General features: G+C 53.9%; 12 protein-coding genes. 8 read left to right on the top strand and 4 right to left on the bottom strand.

What is annotated here, in order from left to right:
- Window positions 1-64: 64 nt before the first annotated feature.
- Window positions 65-1,801 (bottom strand): AAA family ATPase, encoded by a 1,737-nt coding sequence (locus tag ACZ5FK_RS06230; protein WP_464807040.1) that lies wholly within the window; start codon window positions 1,799-1,801, stop codon window positions 65-67.
- 389 nt (window positions 1,802-2,190) lie between these two features.
- Between ACZ5FK_RS06230 and ACZ5FK_RS06235 the strand changes: the two genes are divergently transcribed.
- Window positions 2,191-2,877 (top strand): C40 family peptidase, encoded by a 687-nt coding sequence (locus ACZ5FK_RS06235; protein ID WP_464807041.1) that lies wholly within the window; start codon window positions 2,191-2,193, stop codon window positions 2,875-2,877.
- Window positions 2,878-2,919: 42 nt separating this feature from the next.
- Here the strand turns inward: ACZ5FK_RS06235 and ACZ5FK_RS06240 are convergent, their stop codons facing one another.
- Entirely contained in the window at window positions 2,920-3,840 is a 921-nt protein-coding gene (locus tag ACZ5FK_RS06240; RefSeq protein WP_464807042.1) for a patatin-like phospholipase family protein, read from the bottom strand.
- 173 nt (window positions 3,841-4,013) lie between these two features.
- On the opposite strand from ACZ5FK_RS06240, the gene ACZ5FK_RS06245 reads away from it, so the two are divergent.
- The 6 genes from ACZ5FK_RS06245 (at window position 4,014) to ACZ5FK_RS06270 (ending at window position 12,261) form a co-directional block, all read left to right on the top strand.
- Window positions 4,014-5,438 (top strand): YsnF/AvaK domain-containing protein, encoded by a 1,425-nt coding sequence (locus tag ACZ5FK_RS06245; protein WP_464807043.1) that lies wholly within the window; start codon window positions 4,014-4,016, stop codon window positions 5,436-5,438.
- A 199-nt stretch (window positions 5,439-5,637) separates the two neighbouring features.
- Complete coding sequence (locus ACZ5FK_RS06250) at window positions 5,638-7,059, top strand: M20 family metallopeptidase (protein ID WP_464807379.1); 1,422 nt, start codon at window positions 5,638-5,640, stop codon at window positions 7,057-7,059.
- Window positions 7,060-7,076: 17 nt separating this feature from the next.
- Window positions 7,077-8,597, top strand: coding sequence for an AbgT family transporter (locus tag ACZ5FK_RS06255; RefSeq protein WP_464807044.1), 1,521 nt, complete (start codon window positions 7,077-7,079; stop codon window positions 8,595-8,597).
- Between the two features lie 16 nt (window positions 8,598-8,613).
- Complete coding sequence (locus ACZ5FK_RS06260) at window positions 8,614-9,897, top strand: amidohydrolase (RefSeq protein ID WP_464807045.1); 1,284 nt, start codon at window positions 8,614-8,616, stop codon at window positions 9,895-9,897.
- A 462-nt stretch (window positions 9,898-10,359) separates the two neighbouring features.
- The gene (locus ACZ5FK_RS06265; RefSeq protein WP_464807046.1) at window positions 10,360-11,766 is read left to right on the top strand and encodes a transglutaminase domain-containing protein; all 1,407 of its coding nucleotides are present in this window, start codon (window positions 10,360-10,362) and stop codon (window positions 11,764-11,766) included.
- Between the two features lie 66 nt (window positions 11,767-11,832).
- Window positions 11,833-12,261, top strand: coding sequence for a YflT domain-containing protein (locus ACZ5FK_RS06270; protein ID WP_464807047.1), 429 nt, complete (start codon window positions 11,833-11,835; stop codon window positions 12,259-12,261).
- 396 nt (window positions 12,262-12,657) lie between these two features.
- Here the strand turns inward: ACZ5FK_RS06270 and ACZ5FK_RS06275 are convergent, their stop codons facing one another.
- A complete protein-coding gene (locus ACZ5FK_RS06275; protein ID WP_464807048.1) occupies window positions 12,658-13,395 on the bottom strand; it encodes a hypothetical protein in 738 nt (245 codons plus the stop codon).
- A gap of 12 nt (window positions 13,396-13,407) precedes the next feature.
- Entirely contained in the window at window positions 13,408-17,220 is a 3,813-nt protein-coding gene (locus ACZ5FK_RS06280; RefSeq protein WP_464807049.1) for a DEAD/DEAH box helicase, read from the bottom strand.
- A 218-nt stretch (window positions 17,221-17,438) separates the two neighbouring features.
- On the opposite strand from ACZ5FK_RS06280, the gene ACZ5FK_RS06285 reads away from it, so the two are divergent.
- Window positions 17,439-18,191, top strand: a complete 753-nt coding sequence (locus tag ACZ5FK_RS06285; protein WP_464807050.1) for a general stress protein — start codon at window positions 17,439-17,441, stop codon at window positions 18,189-18,191.
- Window positions 18,192-18,235 lie beyond the last annotated feature (44 nt).

Raw genomic sequence — 18,235 nt, forward strand, 5'->3', positions numbered from 1 at the left:
CAAAATTACTAGCAAGCAAAAAGCCATTCCCCGAGCATAATCGGAGGAATGGCTTTCTATATTATTAATCAACTACGACTAGCGCTTGGTGTACACCGGCACCGTCGCATATCTCTTGTACTTCATCACCGTCGAGTGTCTCTTGACGGAAGAGCTCTTCTACAAGATGTTCGAACTGCGGTGCGTGATCTGCAATGAGTTGCTCTGTCTTTGCAATTGCATCCGAGAAGATCCGCTGCATATTCGCTTCCTTTTCGCTCTTATTGAAAATGAGCGTGAAGCTGTCTTGATACAAGCCTGTATCCACCATCCGCTCGATGATGTCTTTCGCCTGCTGGACGTCTCCGCTTACCCCGATGCTGTGCTCACCAAGGTAGAGCCGTTCTGCGACGCCGCCTGCGAGGATCATGCTCACCTGATCCATGAGCTCGCTTGCTGTCTGCAAATGAAGCTCTTTCTGTATCGGCGCGACGTATCCGAGTGCCTGGCCGCGCGGGATGATTGTCGCTTTCCGGACAGAGCCCGGCTTGGTGAGCGCCGCGACGAGCGCGTGGCCCGATTCATGGATCGCGACGCGGCGCTTCGTATCCATATCGTTGAGCGCGCGGGATGTGCTGCCGAGGATCGTGCGGTCAATTGCGAAGTCGAGATCGCTCTTGCCGATCTGCTCGCGGCCGTCACGGATCGCCCGTTTGCTCGCTGTTTCAAACAGTGAACTTAATTCCGCACCAGAAAAACCGGATGTGCTTTCCGCAAGGACGTCGAGCGACGCAAACACTTCGTCCGCGAGCATGCGGCCTTTCGTATGGATGTCGATGATCTCCCGGCGGCCTTTCGTATCCGGAAGCGGCACATTGAATGTGTAGTCGATCCGGCCGGGGCGAAGGAATGCTTCGTCCAGCATGTCTTTCCGGTTTGTCGCCGCGATGAAGAGGATATCCTCGTTGTCTTTCCCGCCGTCCAGCTGTACGAGGAGTTCAGTCAATGTCTTTTCCGACTCTTCCCCGCCATGCTCTTTCCGCTTTCCTGCTAGCGCATCGACCTCATCGATGAAAATGACGGCCGGCTTCTGCTTCCGCGCATTTTCGAACAAGGTGCGGATCCGGGAAGCCCCGACGCCGACATACAGCTCTGTGAATGCGGAGCCGCTCGAAGAGAAGAACGTCGCACCGATCTCTTTTGCAATCGCTTGAGCGAGCAATGTTTTCCCCGTTCCCGGAGGTCCGTACAGCAGGACGCCTTTCGGTGCTTTTACGCCGATTTCGGCTGCGCGTTTCGGATCTTTCAGGATGGACAGTGTCTGATCGATTTCATCTTTCATCTCTTCAGGCAGCCCGCCGATATCGCTGAGCGTGATGTCAGGAAGCGGCGTCGATTTGGACGCGCTATGTTTCATGGATGACGCTCCGAAACCGAGTTTGCCTTTCTTGTGAAGGATGAAGAACGTGAGGAATGCCAAAATGATGAGCCCTGCGACGAGCAGGCCTCCATACTGGCCGCCATCCGCATATTTATAGGAAAGGTTATATTTTTCAACCAGTTGTTCGACCAATTGGCTTTGCGGTCTTACATGTGTAACGTAGAGTGTATCCCCCGTGTCCAAGAAGACGGTTCCGTCCGCTTTTTCCTTAAGGGAGAGTGGCTTGCCGTTTTGCGACTGGATGGTTTTCTCCAGCTCTGAAAACGAAATGTCGCTCGCCTTATTAGGTCCTGTCATAGACCACCCAACACTTGCTGCAATTCCAGTGACTAAGAGGACCAGGACGACAATCGCTGACGCAATTTTTGTTTTTGGCTTCAAGCCATCCCCAACTCCTTTTAAAGAATAAATTTATTATATAGGATATGAGAATGAATGCCTAGTTGCAGACGCTAAAAACTTATGACATTTTCATTACGCTAGGTCGCTGTCCTTATTTGTAAATTAAAGCTCTTAGAATACAAGCCGACATCTTGATTTAATCCAATTAAAATCATCTTTTAACTTAATTTTTCCACCTATGTATAATCAATATCTAAAGTGATTTTTCCTGCTTTCCTCTATGTTACAAACCGCAATTCGGAATGTAATCATTTTGTAATGTTTATGCAGTCTCGCTGTAAAACGGAGAGAGTAGTATTGGTCTCGTAAACAGCTCACCAAACAAAAATATAGAAATCCATATGAGCAATGGTGGTTAGGGGAAAGACATGAAGAAAGTTGCTTTATCGTTACTACTGGCAGGATCCCTCGCGTTCGGTACCGTATCACATAACGCCGAGGCGAGCGCAAAATCGCAAATCACAGAAACCGTACATACAGGCACATATAAAACAGCATATAACGTCAACATCCGGACAGGAGCGAGCACGAAGTACAAGATCGTCACCCTTGCTAAAAAGGGCACGACTGTAAAAGTGACACGCCAGGCGAAAGTCGGCAAGGAAACATGGTACAAAGTCAGCGTCAACGGCAAAACAGGATGGGCGCTCAGCACATTGCTGACAAAGAGCCATGTATCGAGTTCAAGCAAGAACGTCGCATATGCAGATTCCGTTGTCGACAAGGCGATGTCCCTTCGCGGAATTCCGTATCGTTTCGGCGGCACAACGACTAACGGCTTCGACTGCAGCGGATTTGTCCAGTATGCATTCAAGAAATCCGGAAAGACCGTTCCCCGCGATACGTTAGGCCAATACGCGAAATCTACAAAAGTGTCCAATCCGAAGCCGGGAGATCTTGTATTCTTCAAGAATACATACCGCAAAGGCATCTCCCATGTCGGCATTTATATCGGAAACAACAAATTCGTCCATGCGGGCGGGAAAAAATCACAAGTCGTCAGCCTTAGCAACAGCTATTGGAAATCAAAATTCGACAGCTTCAAGCGCTTATAAGAAAATCCGCCGTGCCCATAGTGGCCCGGCGGATTTTCATTGTCATATGACGCGCAGCCCCGCGGTTGCCAGTGGATGACTGCGCTCCCACTGCTGCAGGAAATACTTCGTCCTGAGACGCCCGATCTGGATCAATTCCTCTTTCTTTTCATCCTCCAGATTAAACTGCGTCGCACTGTACTGGTCGACAGGGATAAAAATGATATCCTTTTCATGTTTCCTGGAAATGTATCTGTCATCATGGGCGTTCTTCATCGTGGAGAAAAGGGCCTCGAATAGATGCAAGGCGTTCTCGATCCGTTTGCCGCTCATCTCATCTTTCCGCCCCGTCAATTTCATGCCGATGACAGGCCGTTCCCTCCTTCCTTCTTTGCCGTCGAATAGCCACATCGGAAAATTGCTCAGCACGCCGCCGTCCACGATGATCGTCTCTCCCGACGGAACCCTGAGTCTCACAGGTTCGAAAAAGAACGGGATTCCGCAACTCATGCGGAGCGCTTTTGCGATCGAGAAGGCAGATGGCTCAATGCCATAATTCACAAGATCATCCGGCAGCACAATCATCTTGCCATTCGTCAAATCGGACGCGACCAGCTTGAGTGACCCTGGCGGCAAGTCGGAAAATGTATATAACCCCTTGAGCGACAGCTTTTCAAACAGCCATTCCTCAAGCGCATCCCCTTTGTAGAGCCCCATCCGCCTGTACAGGGAGATCCATTTCATAAACGGAACGGGAATCACAGACTTGCGGCGGTCGAGCAAGGAGGAAAGATCCTCGTCTTGCAGCATCTGCTCCATCTCTTTCCCCGTATACCCTGCCGCGATGAAAGCGGCGACGAGCGCTCCCGCACTCGTGCCCGCCACCCGCTGAAACCGGTAGCCCTTCTCTTCCATAACCTGATACGCTCCGACAAGCGCAAATCCTTTCAGCCCGCCTCCCGCAAACACCCCGTCGATCAGCACTCTATCCCTCCTCGGTGTTGTTCTATCATAATCCGCACACCGGAAAAGTAGAACGCGCGCCGGCTTTCCCTTCCCGTTACAATCACGTTACAGTTTCCCAGTTTCAGGTGGATTGACGTTTCTTCTATCGTAATCCGGGTATTCAATCACTAGAACACAAAGGAGGAATCAACATGGATGACAAGCGTTTTGTAGGAGTGTACTATAGCGAATCAGAATTGATCTCCAAAGTGGATGAATTGAAGGGTCAAGGAGTTGCGGACGACAATATTTACGTAGTGGCGAAAAATGATACGGACCTGTCGATGCTGCGCAGCCGGACATCGGCCGAGGTCCAGACGACAGAACATGAATCCTGGCTTGACCGGTTCATGGACTTCATCACGGGCAAGGATCATGTGCACGGCATGCTGCACCACCTAGGCCTTGACGATGACGAAGCGGACAGGTACTACCGCGATATCGAGAACGGCGGAATGCTTCTGTATGTGGATGAAGGAGAAGCTTCCACTTATTATACGGATAATGAAAGGGACTTCACCGGCGACGCTGCGGCGTTCGACACCGGCATGCCGTCAAGCACGGAGCTTGGAATGGGTTCAGGCACAGCAGCCGATCCGAATCTCGGCGCGAACATGGTCGGTGTCAATGATGAAGCCACAAATGACGCAGGCGTCGGCAATCAATACCGGGACAGCCTGAACAATGAGGAGACCTATGGCCGTGTCGGCGGTGAGGCGGTTCTTGACCGCACCGATTATGAGACGCCGCCAAGCAACCAATACGGCAGGAACGGCAATGAGGAAGAGCGGATGCGGCTCCATGAAGAGCGGCTGAATGTCGACAAGGAGAAGCGTGAAGCCGGAGAAGTATCCCTCGAGAAAGATGTTGTCGAGGAACAACAGTCATTCGATGTTCCGGTCATGCGTGAGGAAGTCTATGTCGAGCGTCGCCCTGTGAACGAAGAAGCTTCCGGCATGGAGGCGAAGTTTACGGAGGAAGATGATACGATCCGGATCCCTGTCACCGAGGAGCGTCTGGAAGTGACGAAGAAACCGGTAGTATCGGAGGAGATTGTCGTCGGAAAGCGCCAGGTCGAGGATACCGAGACGGTCAATGAGACGGTGAGACGCGAAGAAGCGCATATTGACAAAGACGGCAATGTCGATGTCACGGGCGACTTCAAAAACCAGTCTTCGGACGGTTTCTATGATTCGCAAAAAGACGATTGGAACAGCCCTCGCAATTCCTTGGATTCTACTACTCAATCATGGAATAATGGCCAAGCTGGCAGCACGCGGAATTCCTTGGATTCCTCAGAGACTGCATGGAATACTGATAGGAACTTCTTCGGGTCGTCTGATACCTCGTGGAGCAGCACAAACAACCCGACGAACGAGGCGAGCAGCTTCCGACAACCCGAAATGGGCGCAACCGTGAACGACCCGATCAATACGACTCCTGACAAACCTCTCGGCCAGGCGCCGGAGGACATGTCGGATGCATTGACGGATTCCACGCTGGAGACGCGCAATAACCTGACAGACGCCACAGGCCTGAATACGAAGCCGATGGACGACGATGAACTGAATCGATAAGTTCGTCTTGGCCAGTCTTTCCCCCATCAGGGAAAGGCTGGCTTTTTATTGTGCTGGCATTCTATGATTCGACAAAAACTTCACTAAACTGTCACAATCGTCTTGACTTCAGAGCCTTCCCACTTTACGATATAGTGAAACTATTTACTACTGTAAAGTAAGAAAGGAAGATTCTGTGAAAGACTATAAAACATTCACAATGGATTATCTCAACAGGCATTCAGATTATTTCAAGGAAGTGAGCGAATTCATCTTCCGGCATCCGGAAACACGCTTCGAAGAATATGAGTCTTCGCAGTATTTGGCAGAACAGTGCGAGGCGCAAGGGTTTGCGGTCGAACGGGGTGTCGCCGGCATTGAAACCGCCTTCACCGCGACATATGGTGCAGGAGAGCCGGTCATTGCTTTTCTTGGCGAATTCGACGCGCTGTCCGGCTTGAGTCAGGAACCGTGCCTCGCTTCCCCGAAACCGATGGAAGGGACGGCGACCGGCCATGGATGCGGCCATAACCTGCTCGGCACCGGCGCATTCGCTGCCGCTTGTGCTGCTAAAGCGTTCCTGGAAGAAACCGGACAATCCGGCACTGTGAAATTCTTCGGCTGTCCCGGAGAAGAAGGCGGTTCCGGCAAGACATTCATGGTGCGCGAGAATGCATTTGACGGAGTGGACGCTGCGCTGACTTGGCACCCCTCCCCCGTGAACAGCATCATGAGCCTCAGTTCCCTCGCGAACTATCAGGTGTTCTTCCGCTTTAAAGGGATCACCTCCCACGCCGCCAACTCGCCGCATCTCGGGCGAAGCGCACTCGACGCGGTCGAATTGATGAACGTCGGCGTGCAGTATCTGCGGGAGCATGTCATTCCGGAAGCGCGGATCCATTACGCCATCACGAACACAGGCGGCATTTCGCCGAATGTCGTCCAGGCGGATGCCGAAGTGCTGTACCTTGTGCGCGCTCCGAAAGTGGACCAGGTCGATGCGATCTATAAACGTGTCTGCAAAATCGCAGAAGGCGCAGCCCTTATGACGGAGACGGAACTGACCATCGAGTTTGATAAGGCATGCTCCAATTACATACCGAACCGGACGCTTGAAAAGCTGCTTTACGAGAGCCTGACGGAGATCGGGATCGAGCCGCCGACGGAGGAAGAGAAAGCGTTCGCCAAAGCCATCTTTGAATCGATGACGGAAGGCGAGCAGAAAGATTACCTCGGCGTCATGCAGGGGTTCGGCTACACTGGCGACGGCAGTGAATTCGAAGGCAAATACCTCTCCGATCTCATCTCGCCGTATGTTGCGTCTGAAGAAGTGCTGTCCGCTTCCACCGACGTATCCGATGTCAGCTGGACGATTCCGACCGCGCAGCTGTCGACATCGACATCCGCTCTCGGGACGCCGCTTCATACGTGGCAGATGACGAGCCAGGGCCTTTCATCCAACGCCCATAAAGGGATGCTGCGTGCAGCAGGTTCCATGGCGCTGACAGGCATGAAGCTGTTCTTGCGGCCTGATGAAATGAATAGGGTGACAGAAGAGTTCAAGCAGTTCTCGGAGGCGCATCCCTATACATGTCCGATCCCGGATGGCGTTGTCCCGACACCTTTACAAAAAAACAAATAGGAAATGGGGAGTAGTTTATGGAGAATACGAGAAAATCCGGCTTCTTCAACAGAGTCCTGAACGGCATCGAGCGGCTGGGGAACAAATTGCCGGACCCGTTCATGCTGTTCGCGGCACTCGCAGTGATTGTCATTATTGCGTCTTGGATCTTCACCCAGTTCGGTGCGTCTGTCGTCCATCCGGGCACAGGTGAAGATACACCGATCAAGAATCTCGCGTCTGGTGAAGGCATCCGCTATATCCTGACATCCATGATCACGAACTTCACCGGTTTTGCGCCTCTTGGCATCGTGCTCGCCATGATGCTCGGGATCGGACTGACTGAAAAAGTCGGCATGCTCGATTATGCCATCAAGAAGACAATCATGAAATCACCTCCTTGGCTGCTCACGTATTCAGTGGCGTTTGTCGGCATCATGGGGAATATCGCCTCTGACGCCGCCATGCTCTTGATTCCGCCGCTTGCTGCCATGATCTTCTATAAGGTCGGACGGCATCCGCTTGCGGGTCTTGCAGTCGGATACGCGTCTGCCGGCGCAGGGTTCACAGCGAACCTGTTCATCGTCGGGACCGATACGCTGCTCGCCGGCATCTCGACGGAAGCCGCTAAGATTGTTGACGACACGATCATCGTCAACCCGACGGACAACTGGTATTTCAATATTGTTTCGGTATTCATCCTGACGCTTCTTGCAGGTTTCATCACAACCCGTTTCATCGAGCCGCGCCTTGGCAAATACAAAGGCGACGCGGTGGAAGTGGATCTGGAAGATGATGATCCGAATGCGAACAAAGGATTCCGCAATGCCGTAATTGCAGGTCTCTTGTATATCGCTTTGCTTGTAGTCGCAATCGCTTGGCCGGACAGCCCGCTGCGCGGCGACGACGGCAAGCTGGTCCCGTCGCCATTCATCTCGGGCATTGTGCCGATCATCCTCTTCCTGTTCCTTACTGTCGGCATCACATACGGCATCACGGTCAAGAAGATCCGCAGCGGCAAGGATGTCGCAGGCTACATGGCGGATGCGATGAAAGACATGTCAGGTTATATCGTTCTCATCTTTGCGATTTCCCAGTTCATCGCCTACTTCAACTGGTCCAATATCGGTACATGGATTGCGGTCAACGGTGCTGAATTCCTGAAAGACATCAATTTCACAGGCATCGGCCTGATCATCGGCTATATCATTTTCACTGCCATGATGAATTTCCTGATCACCTCGGGATCTGCAAAATGGGCGCTGGAAGCACCGATCTTCGTCCCGCTGTTCATGCAGCTCGGCTATCACCCGGCATTCACGCAAGTCGCCTACCGGGTCGCGGATTCATCGACAAACATCGTGACGCCGCTCCTCCCCTACATGGTCGTCGTCCTGACGTTCATGCAGAAGTACGATAAGAAAGCCGGGATCGGGACGCTGATCTCCCTCATGATCCCGTACTCGGTCTGCTTCCTGATCATGTGGATTTTGCTGATACTCGTGTTCTTCTACGCGGGCATCCCGTTCGGCCCTGGCATTACGCCATTCCTGAAATAATGAGAGGTGATGTAAAATGAATGAAGAATTGAAAGAAAGACTGATCGGATGGCGGCGGGATTTCCACCGCCATCCGGAACAAGGATTCCTTGAAGTCCGGACCGCTTCGCTTGTCGCGGCTGAACTGACAAGGCTCGGCTTTTCATTGAGAACCGGGCGGGACGTCATGGTGCCGGAAGAAATGATGGGCCGGCCAGATGCGGCGACAGTTGCACGGCAAGTGGAATGGGCCAGAGAAAACGGGGCAAACCTCGGTTTCATCAGCCATTTTGAGGACGGGTATACGGCCATCACCGCAGAATGGGATACCGGCAAGCCGGGTCCTGTGACGGTATTCCGCGTCGATATGGACGCTTTGCCGATCCATGAAAATGAAGACGGGACCCACATTCCCGCAGCACAAGGCTTCGTTTCTTCCGTCCCCGGCTCCATGCACGCGTGCGGACATGACGCCCACACTTCGATCGGGCTCGGGCTTGCAAGCCAGGTCGCCGAATCAGCGGACTCCTTGTGCGGAAAGATCCGAATTATTTTCCAGCCGGCAGAAGAAGGGACGCGCGGCGCGAAATCGATGGCAGCGGCGGGCGTCGTAGATGATGCGGACTATTTCATCGCCAGCCACGTCGGCACCGGCGTCCCCCACCGGCAGTTTGTCGGGGCGGCGAACGGCTTCCTTGCGACAACGAAATTGGACGTGACGTTCCGCGGCACCGCCTCGCACGCCGGTGCGAAACCGGAAGAAGGCAGCAACGCACTGCTTGCTGCGGCGAACGCCGCCGTCAATCTGCATGCGATTTCGCGGCATTCCGGCGGCACGTCACGCGTGAATGTCGGCGAACTCCACGCAGGCAGCGGCCGCAACATCATCGCAGACCGGGCATCGATGAAAATTGAGACCCGCGGCGAAACGAGCGACATCAACAGCTATGTCCGCTCGCAGGCGGAAGCTGTATTGCAAGGAGCGGCCCTCATGTACGGCGTCGAATGTAAAATCGAAATCGTCGGCGAAGGCGTCAGCAGCAGCGGAACACCCGAACTTGCAGCCGCCCTCGCTGAACTCGCAGCCGCTTCCCCGTATATCGACCACGCGGAGCCGGAAGACAACAGCTCTGCCGGATCTGAAGACGCGACCTACTTCATGGAGCGCACGAAAGAACGCGGCGGCCAGGCGACCTACTGCATCTTCGGAACGGACCTCGCCGCAGGCCACCATAACGAGAAATTCGACATCAACGAAGAAACGATGTTCGCAGCCGTAGACGTACTGACGCGTGCGGCGCTGTCTCTTAATGCATGCTGAGCGAAATCCCTTGGGCTTAAGCGCCCGGGGGATTTTTTCAATGCCGTCTGGATTATGGCGTCCGCGGAAGATTTGGCAGCGTCATATCGTCTCGCCTATTGCGCGGATCATGCTTCTGACAGGGGTTTCGGCATATCCCCGGTTCCATTTGCCATGTAGCGGCAAGCGCGTGGCCTCCCGATTGCTTCGTTTACTCCAGAGATTGCTTTGTTCCGGGCCATGATTGCTTCTACTGCAGCCATCATTGCTTTCTAACGGCCCGTGTTGCTTCATTTACAGCTGTGATTGCTCCGTTTTTATCTTCGATTGCTTCATTCCAGTTATTCATCTGAATCCTGCAGATCCACCTGTCACGCACTTTTCACAAACACTTCGTCATCCAGGCCTATGAAAAAAAACATTTTTTTCCGCCTCTTCAGCCCGCCATGCCAGGTTCCGATAATATGTATGGAGGCGAACTTGATGAGACGGATAACAGCATACGTGATAACACTATTGTTCATTTTCACCATTTCTACATGTACAGCAATTAAGGCGGACGCTGCGGGCCTGGCAGCTCCCCGTTCGACAGAAATGATCAAAGCGGCTCTGCTCGAAGGGAATGAAAACGGGCGGTTCGATCCGGCTGAGATTTCTTACACGGAAGTCGGCGCCCTTGTGCAGCGGATCGCCAACCAAACTCCGGCGATCCAGTATTATGATGGCGGCACGATCAGTTCGAATGGCGCCATCCACTTCCGCTATTCGATCCCAACGGACCAAGTGAAAGCGAACCAGGCGGCCCTTCAGAAGAAGGCGGATCAGGTGCTCGCTTCCATTATCAAACCTGGCCAAACAGAGCTTGAAAAGGTGAAGGCGATCCATGATTACCTGGCGCTGCATACGGAATATGACACGGTCAATTTCGAAAATAAAACGTTACCGGCAGAATCCTATTCGGCGCACGGCGCACTGGTGACCGGCATCGCGGTGTGCGACGGCTATACGAAAGCGGCCCAGCTCCTCCTCGACCGGCTCGGCATCGAAAACGAGTACGTGTCCGGTACGGCGGGCGGACAGCCGCACTCCTGGAACCTTGTGAAAATCGGCGGGCAGCCGTATTTCATGGATATCACATGGGATGACCCGATCCCTGACCGAAAAGGCTATGTGCGGTATCAGTATTTCCTGACGACGTCCGCTGAACTTCGGAAGGATCATGCATGGAATGAAAGCGGCTGGCCTTCCGCGACTAGCAGTAAATTCGCGTTTTACCGCGATTTCGACCGCACTGTGGAGATCGGCGGCATGTACTATTACAGCAGCCGCTCCGACTCCAGCCGGCTTTATAAAATCAATAAGGATGGTACAGGAAAACAGCGCATCTCTTCTGCACGCGCACCTTATTTTGTGATTGACAGCGACTGGATTTATTTCAGCAACTATTCGAACAGCGGTTATCTTTCGAAGATGCACCTCGATGGCAGCGGTCTTAGCCAGCTGAACAAGATCCATTCCACTGATCTCGCGATATCGGGACGGACACTGACTTTCATCGACCATGCAACAGGCCGCGCATCATCCATGGCCCTTCCGAAAACAGTGCAAGGCGTAAAGGCGGCGGCAGATAAAATATGGACCGTCACATTCAACACGGCAGTCGACTTTGGGACGGTGAATGCAAAGACGGTCCGCATGACGGATGAATCGGGAAATCGGATTCCAGTCACGTACCGGATGCATCCGTCCGATCCTGCCAAGCTCCTCGTCCTGCCGCCAGCCGGCAATTATGGCAAGCATCACAATTACACGATGACGATCGAACAAGTCCGGACACCTGCCGGAAAAGTGATGAAACAGGGTACCGTCCATCTGTTCCATGTCGAGTGAGCGTGTTTTCATTGCCGATCAAACGGGTATTTGCCTTTACAACAGAATGTGAGGAGGCAACTACAAATGAAAAAGACGTTTATCGGCAGTTTCCCGACGCAGGAACGCTTGATTTCGAAGATAAAAGAACTCAATGAAAAAGGTGTCCGTGATGACGAGATGTATGTCGTCATGAAGGATGAGCTTGCGATTGCCGAACTCAGGAGCCGGACTTCCCAGGACATCCACGGCGGGCCGTCTTCGATGTTCGACCGGTTCATCGATTTCCTGTCGGGCGAGGACAATGTGAAAAGCATGCTTGCCGACGCCGGTTTCACGGACGGCGAGGCGGAAATGTACTATGACGCTGTCCAGGACGGGGCGATGTTATTGTACATTGACGGCACCATCGATAAGGAGCGGCTGCTGGATCGAGTGACGGACGACAGCCGCTACGGCGGCTATGATCCGATCACGCCGGATGAGATCCAGGCTGCCCGGCAGGAACGCATGTGAATAAACGACGAAAAGCTCTCCCGGCTTGGGAGAGCTTTTTTGATTGCGCATGGAGGAGGCAGCTGTACCTCAAGAATTCGCGATATTCGCGGACACAAACCGAACAATCAAATCGATTTCTCGGGCGCGCAGTATGCCTTTGACAAATAAAAGGGATTGGCAGGCCAGCCAATCAAAAGTTTGAGCGGTTCGCCGCTTCGCTTGCAATGTTTCAGCCCGTGCCTGGAATGTTTGCAGAGCACATTGCTTCGTTCGCGGCAGTCATTGCTTCGTTCAAGCGGCTCCATGCTTCGTTCCCCCGAGTCCTTGCTTCATCCGGGGCCGACGTTGCTCAATCTTCGGGGCGTATTGCTTCCTTTGCATGATATATTGCTTCATTGCCATCAAACCGCGGCGTCATGCATACCTCTCCCGCCACTCTGCGAGTTCGCGCTCCATGAGCAGCTGTTCAAGCGTGCTGTCCCACTCTCCTGTCATCGTGTTCCAGACGCGGACGAAGAGCCGGTCGTCTTCGGCGTGCCGGAGGATGAACTGGCGGCATAGGATCAGATGGATCTCGAGTTCTCTGGCGCCGCGGACCCCGTGGATCTCCTGCTGCACATTCCCGTCTACCCAGGCGGCGTCTGTCGATTCAAGTTCGGTCATGACCGCGGATTCGGGAATCAGATCCACATCAAAGCCGGCCGGCGCATATTTGAATGGCTCCTCTTTCGCTTCCTCCGGCTCACCATGCAGAAATCGTTCATGCACCGCGCTGTAGAGAGCCGTGCGCTCCCGTCTTTCAGGGGCTTCTGTGTAGATGCCGCTCTCCAGCTGTTCCTCTCCCGCCTTTGTGAGCGCGAACCTGCCCTCTTTTCGGACGATCAAGCCTGCGCGCTCCATGATGCCCGTCATATCTTCGACGAACAGCGGCTCGACCCGCAGCAGATCGCTCACCTTTTCCGCGGAATCAAACGGCATCTTCCGGAAGGTGATGAGGAGCATTTTCATGAGGATGTCCATTTTCGCGCGTTTCACCGTTTCAAAGGAGATTTCGATTTCATGGACTGGCAGCGTCCAGCTCTGCGAGACGAGCAATTTCACGCGGCTATCCTTCAGCAGTTCATCCCGCAGCTTTTTTTCTAATGAATCCATCTTCACCACCCCTTAGCCATTCAGAAGCAACGGCGTCTTGAATCCTCCAAGTCCCTTCACCTGATCTGCCAGCCTCGCATACATGTCACGGACCGCCTGCTTTTTCGGCCGCTTCGTGAACATATCCGCACTGCCGACGATGATGAGCAGCTCCCTTGCCCGCGACAAGGCGACGTTCAGCCTGCGGTAATCTTCCGCGAAGCCGATCGTGCCGCTCGGCTGGTCATGATTCCGGACGAAACTCAAGATGATGATATCCATCTCCATCCCTTGGAACTTGTCGACGGAGCCTGTCCGGCAATGCAGATGCTGCGGCATGATCTCCTGCTCGATCAGCCGGTCAATCCGCTTCACCTGTTCCCCGTAGAAGCTGATGACGCCGACGCTTTTCTTTTGATCATGCGGCAAACGCCCGGCGCTCTTCGCTTCCTCTGCCGCCTTGTCGAGATCGAGCAGCAGTTCACGTACCTTCCGGAGTTCGGATTCGTTGTACAGGCTCGTGCCGCCCTTCACTTGCGCTTCGAAATGTTCGCGTGAATTCGGCAAGTCCAGCCACAGGAGATGGTCGCTGCGGCCGATCAAATGCGACTCGAGCTGATGATCCCGCATTGCATCCGAATCTGAAAGTCCGCACGTCAGCCGGTACTGGCCTTCCGTATAGAACGGCGCAATCGTGCTCATGATCTTCTCGTGCATGCGGTACTGGATGGCGAGCATCGTCTTGTTCTGTTTCGGCAGCGTCCGGAAAAGCCGTTCAAACAGCGACTCTTTCAGCATGGACCGCAGCTCTTCCTTCTCGCCCGCGTCTTTGATCTCCTCGATGAACTCCTCCATCGTCTCCCGTCCGACGAGCGGCGGCAGCTGATGATGGTCCCCGACGAGGATGATCTTCTTCCCTTTCAGCATGGGGAGCAGCAGTTCAGGCGGCGTCGCCTTCGACACTTCGTCGATAATGACGACATCGAACTGGGGGTAGTCTTCCATGAACTCTTTCCGGGCGGATGCAACGCAGGTCGTGCCGATGACGTTCGCATGACGTACATACATTTTGCGGATTTCGTCGAGGTCATGTTCACCTGCCCCTTCAAGCAAGCCGCTCCACTCTGTCTGCAGTTCCTTTTCCAGCTGATGGCGAATCTGCCTGCCTTCGATTTCCTGCTTCCGCGCCGCCATGCCGGATAATTCCTGCCTGGCTTCTGCTAGAAGCTGCTCCGGGTTCTCGCTAATGATCATGTCCAGCTCGCGCAGCTGCTCCTCCTGCTTCGCTGCCCGGCCTGCATAACTGTCATGCGATTCCCGGCACTCAGCAAGCTGGGCGTCCAACTCCTTGAGCCGGTCTTCCGCTTCAGCCGCTAGACGCGTCGTAGTTGCCAGATCCTCAGCGGCTTTCGCTGCGCGGACTTCACGCTCCCGGAAAGCCGCTATCGCCTGTTCCTGCACTTCCGCTTCCCGCACTGCATCACCTTCCTCGAGCTCTGGGTCAATCAAACCTGCCAGCTGATCACGTTCTTCTTCCATCTTCCGCAGCTGCTGCTGATGGCTCGCGAGCTCCGCTTCAAGCTCCTGCTCACGGTCTGCAAGTTTCCGGAAAGCGGCGTTCACGTCGCGCGTGATGTCCTTCTTTACGCTATGGAATTTCATTTCCGCCGAGCGCGCCGCTTCCCCTTTGATGCGCGAAGCCGCCCGCTTCACTTCCTCCACTTTTCCGAGCAGGTATGCGATATTGTCGGCAATCCTCGCCAGCAGACGCTCACGTTCGGCACTCTGCGCGATTTTGATCGACTTCGCCTTCAGTTTGATGAACTTCGCGATTTGATCGACCATATCATGCATTTCGTCAGGTGTCTTATAGGCATCGCTCTCTTTCGGCGTAATGCCGTCAGCTGGTACGTTATGTTCTTCGAGCAGTTTCCGCAAGTACCCGATCGCCGTTCCGAGCCGCTCATGGATGCTTTTCCATTCCTGAAACTCATAGGAATACGATTCCGACCGGATTGCCGTTGTCATCTTGTGCAGATCATTGCAGTCGAGTTTCAGGTCCAGCGGCAGTTCGTACGAATGGGCCGCCAGCACGTCCAGAAGCGCGCGCAGATGATCGGCAAGGCCGATTTTTTCGAGCAGCGACGGAAAGAATCGCTTGGCAGCCGCCACGTCCGCTAGTTCCCGCTCCAGCTTCCCTTTGATCGCTTGCCCTGCCTGGATCGCTTCGGTCACTTGAAAGAAGGCGATACTATTTTGGAGCTCTGCAAGTTTGCGCTCCGCCTCTTCCTTCTCCGCGTGTTCAGCTGCGGACAGCGTACTTGCCGAGATATCCGCTTCAAGCTGTTCCGCTGATCCTAGGTGCCGCCTGGCTGCAGCATGTAAATCCGCCTGCTCCGCCTCGAGCCCTTTCATGCGTTCAGTGAGTTCCTTGAGCTGCCGCTGTACGCTGGACAGCTCTTCAGAAACGACTTTCCTTTCACCCCGCGCCGCTTTTTTGCGTTCGATTTTTTCCTCAAGCAGCGGGAGGCCTGCCTGTATGTCGGTTTTCCGCTTTTCCAGCGCTTCCAGCTCGTGCAGCAATGCCTCGCCTGCCGCTTCCTTTGCCGCCAGCTCTTCATTCACCGCGGTAAGCGTCTCGTCGCGCCAGTACCCCGCGACATTTTCTTCGATGAACCGCTTCCCTTCCTCCTCGATGCTTTCCGTCCGGCCGTAGCGCAGGATCCGGATGCCAGGATCGGCCAGCAGCCGGCTGAGCGCATTGTCGACGGCAAGGTTCGATTGCGACGCGACAAGGGTCCGCATCCCCGCGTGCGCGAGCTGGTGGCAGAGCTCCGAGATGACCGTCGTCTTCCCGGTTCCGGGCGGCCCTTGGATGACGTACAGATCGCTCGCCGACATGGCGCCCGTCACGGCCTCCTGCTGGAATTCATTGAGCGGATGGTGGAAATCAAGATCGATCTTCTTGTTTTTGATCTGCACGACAGGCCGTTCCTCGAATAAAACCTTTTCGAGATTCGGATTCGCCGCATAGCCGTCCTGCAGGTCCTTGAACCCTTTCCGAAGCCTCCGCACCTGGCTGAGCGCCGCGAAATTGCTGAAGACGAGTTCGTCCGCTTTCTTCTGCAGCAATGCTCCCTTGCGCGCATTCGCCTGCTGACGGCGGCTGAGTTCGACGACAACTTTGCGCTGGGACCGCTTCACATCGGCAACTTGACCGAGATCCTCCTGGCTCCCTTTCAGTTTTACGCTGAAACCCGTGAGCACATTCCAGTCCTTCGCCTCCAGCCCCCCGCAGGTGAACGTCGCGCGGGAGAAGTCGTCGCTGACCGTCATATTCGAAAAGCGGGCCGTGATGTCCTCGATATCCGCGTTCTTCTCCTCAATCCTGAGGTATCCTTCCCAGCTTTTGATCCGTTTCTCCACATAGGCAGAGCGTTCTTCCGCAACTGGCAGCTCTCGCATTTTCGTATATAGCTCAAGCGGAATCGGCCTGCCCGCTGCTCCAATCTGGAACTTCATCCGGACAGGAAGGCGCCGGTTCGTCTTGACAGGTTCCTTCCGTCCTTTCACTCGGAACGAGATGGCGAGGAACCCTTCGTTTTTATAAATGCATTCGAGCACGCCGACCCGCTCGTTCAACAGTTTCGACAGCGGTCCGTTCGTTTCATTGTCAAAGTAAAGGGAGAATGCGCTCTGCTCCTGCTTTACGGGCAATTTTTCGATATAGATGTCGTAGTAGTCCTGAATTGCGAAAAACTCCCGCTCATCAAGCGCCCAGCGTCCGATTTCCTTCTTCGCCCGCTGGGTCAGCTCGAGGCGGCAGATCGCTTTCATCTGATCCATCCTAGCGCATCCCCCTCTCTTTTAAAATGAAGTCATACGTTCTATCATACACCAAAAAGGCCTTGCATTTATAGAGGTAGGTCATATGTCGAAAAGTTGAAAACCACTCGGAAGCGGCCTGTCCGGCGAACGCCAAGCCGCTTTGCCGATGTCCATAATCCGTTTTCATCCGTGCAAACTGGGTATTTAATTGGTAACGAATGGAGGAGGTGCTTGCATTGCAAGACAAGACGATCGTCGGGTTGTTCCAGACCGCTGATAGGTTGATTGAAGAAATTAAAGGACTGACCGATAAAGGCATTGATTACCACGACATGTATATCGTGACTGACGAAGAAAGTACGGTGGATCTTATACGCAGAAGGACATCGGACGAAATCCAGTCATCCCCTTCCTCCTGGGTGGACCGCTTCATCGGCTTCCTGTCCGATGAAGATACCGCTGGCAGCATGCTTGTCGATGCGGGAGTTCCGAGGCATAGGGAACAGGAGTACAGAGACGCCATCGACAACGGGCAACTGCTGCTATATGTGGACGGTACTGTACCGAAGACTGTTTACGAAGTGAATGCAGAGCGGAAGGAAAGAGCGGAGGGGGATGGAACGGAAGCACCTTCTTTCAGGCCTGCCAGCCGAGTCGGAGGTGAAGCCCTATTTGATACCACCTCGTATGAAGGAGACGACGGAAGGAATCTGCGGACACGGGGATATCCAAAGAGTGACCGTGAGAGAATGCATATTGAGGAGTATTACGAAAAACGATTCCAAACCCGTCATCCTGATTTGAATACGGATAAAATATGGCCCGGTGTATTCCAAGAGAGCCAAACGGACAGGCAAGACGCTGTTGCGAAAGAATCCGGACCGCCCGGAACCATCCCTCTTGAACCTTCCACTCCGGAAGAACCCATTGTCATCGACTTGCGGAACATTCCGCATGATCCAGATACGAATTCAGGGCCCAAAAAGTAAGCAGCCGTCCACCGCATGATACAGGGTCAAGCAGAAATTCAATC

The sequence above is a fragment of the Sporosarcina sp. GTC18466 genome, assembly GCF_055389225.1.

Coding starts and splice junctions, on each gene's coding strand:
- ACZ5FK_RS06235 (WP_464807041.1), top strand. CDS start 2,191: ATGAAGAAAGTTGCTTTATCGTTACTACTGGCAGGATCCCTCGCGTTC.
- ACZ5FK_RS06245 (WP_464807043.1), top strand. CDS start 4,014: ATGGATGACAAGCGTTTTGTAGGAGTGTACTATAGCGAATCAGAATTG.
- ACZ5FK_RS06250 (WP_464807379.1), top strand. CDS start 5,638: ATGGATTATCTCAACAGGCATTCAGATTATTTCAAGGAAGTGAGCGAA.
- ACZ5FK_RS06255 (WP_464807044.1), top strand. CDS start 7,077: ATGGAGAATACGAGAAAATCCGGCTTCTTCAACAGAGTCCTGAACGGC.
- ACZ5FK_RS06260 (WP_464807045.1), top strand. CDS start 8,614: ATGAATGAAGAATTGAAAGAAAGACTGATCGGATGGCGGCGGGATTTC.
- ACZ5FK_RS06265 (WP_464807046.1), top strand. CDS start 10,360: ATGAGACGGATAACAGCATACGTGATAACACTATTGTTCATTTTCACC.
- ACZ5FK_RS06270 (WP_464807047.1), top strand. CDS start 11,833: ATGAAAAAGACGTTTATCGGCAGTTTCCCGACGCAGGAACGCTTGATT.
- ACZ5FK_RS06275 (WP_464807048.1), bottom strand. CDS start 13,395: ATGGATTCATTAGAAAAAAAGCTGCGGGATGAACTGCTGAAGGATAGC.
- ACZ5FK_RS06280 (WP_464807049.1), bottom strand. CDS start 17,220: ATGGATCAGATGAAAGCGATCTGCCGCCTCGAGCTGACCCAGCGGGCG.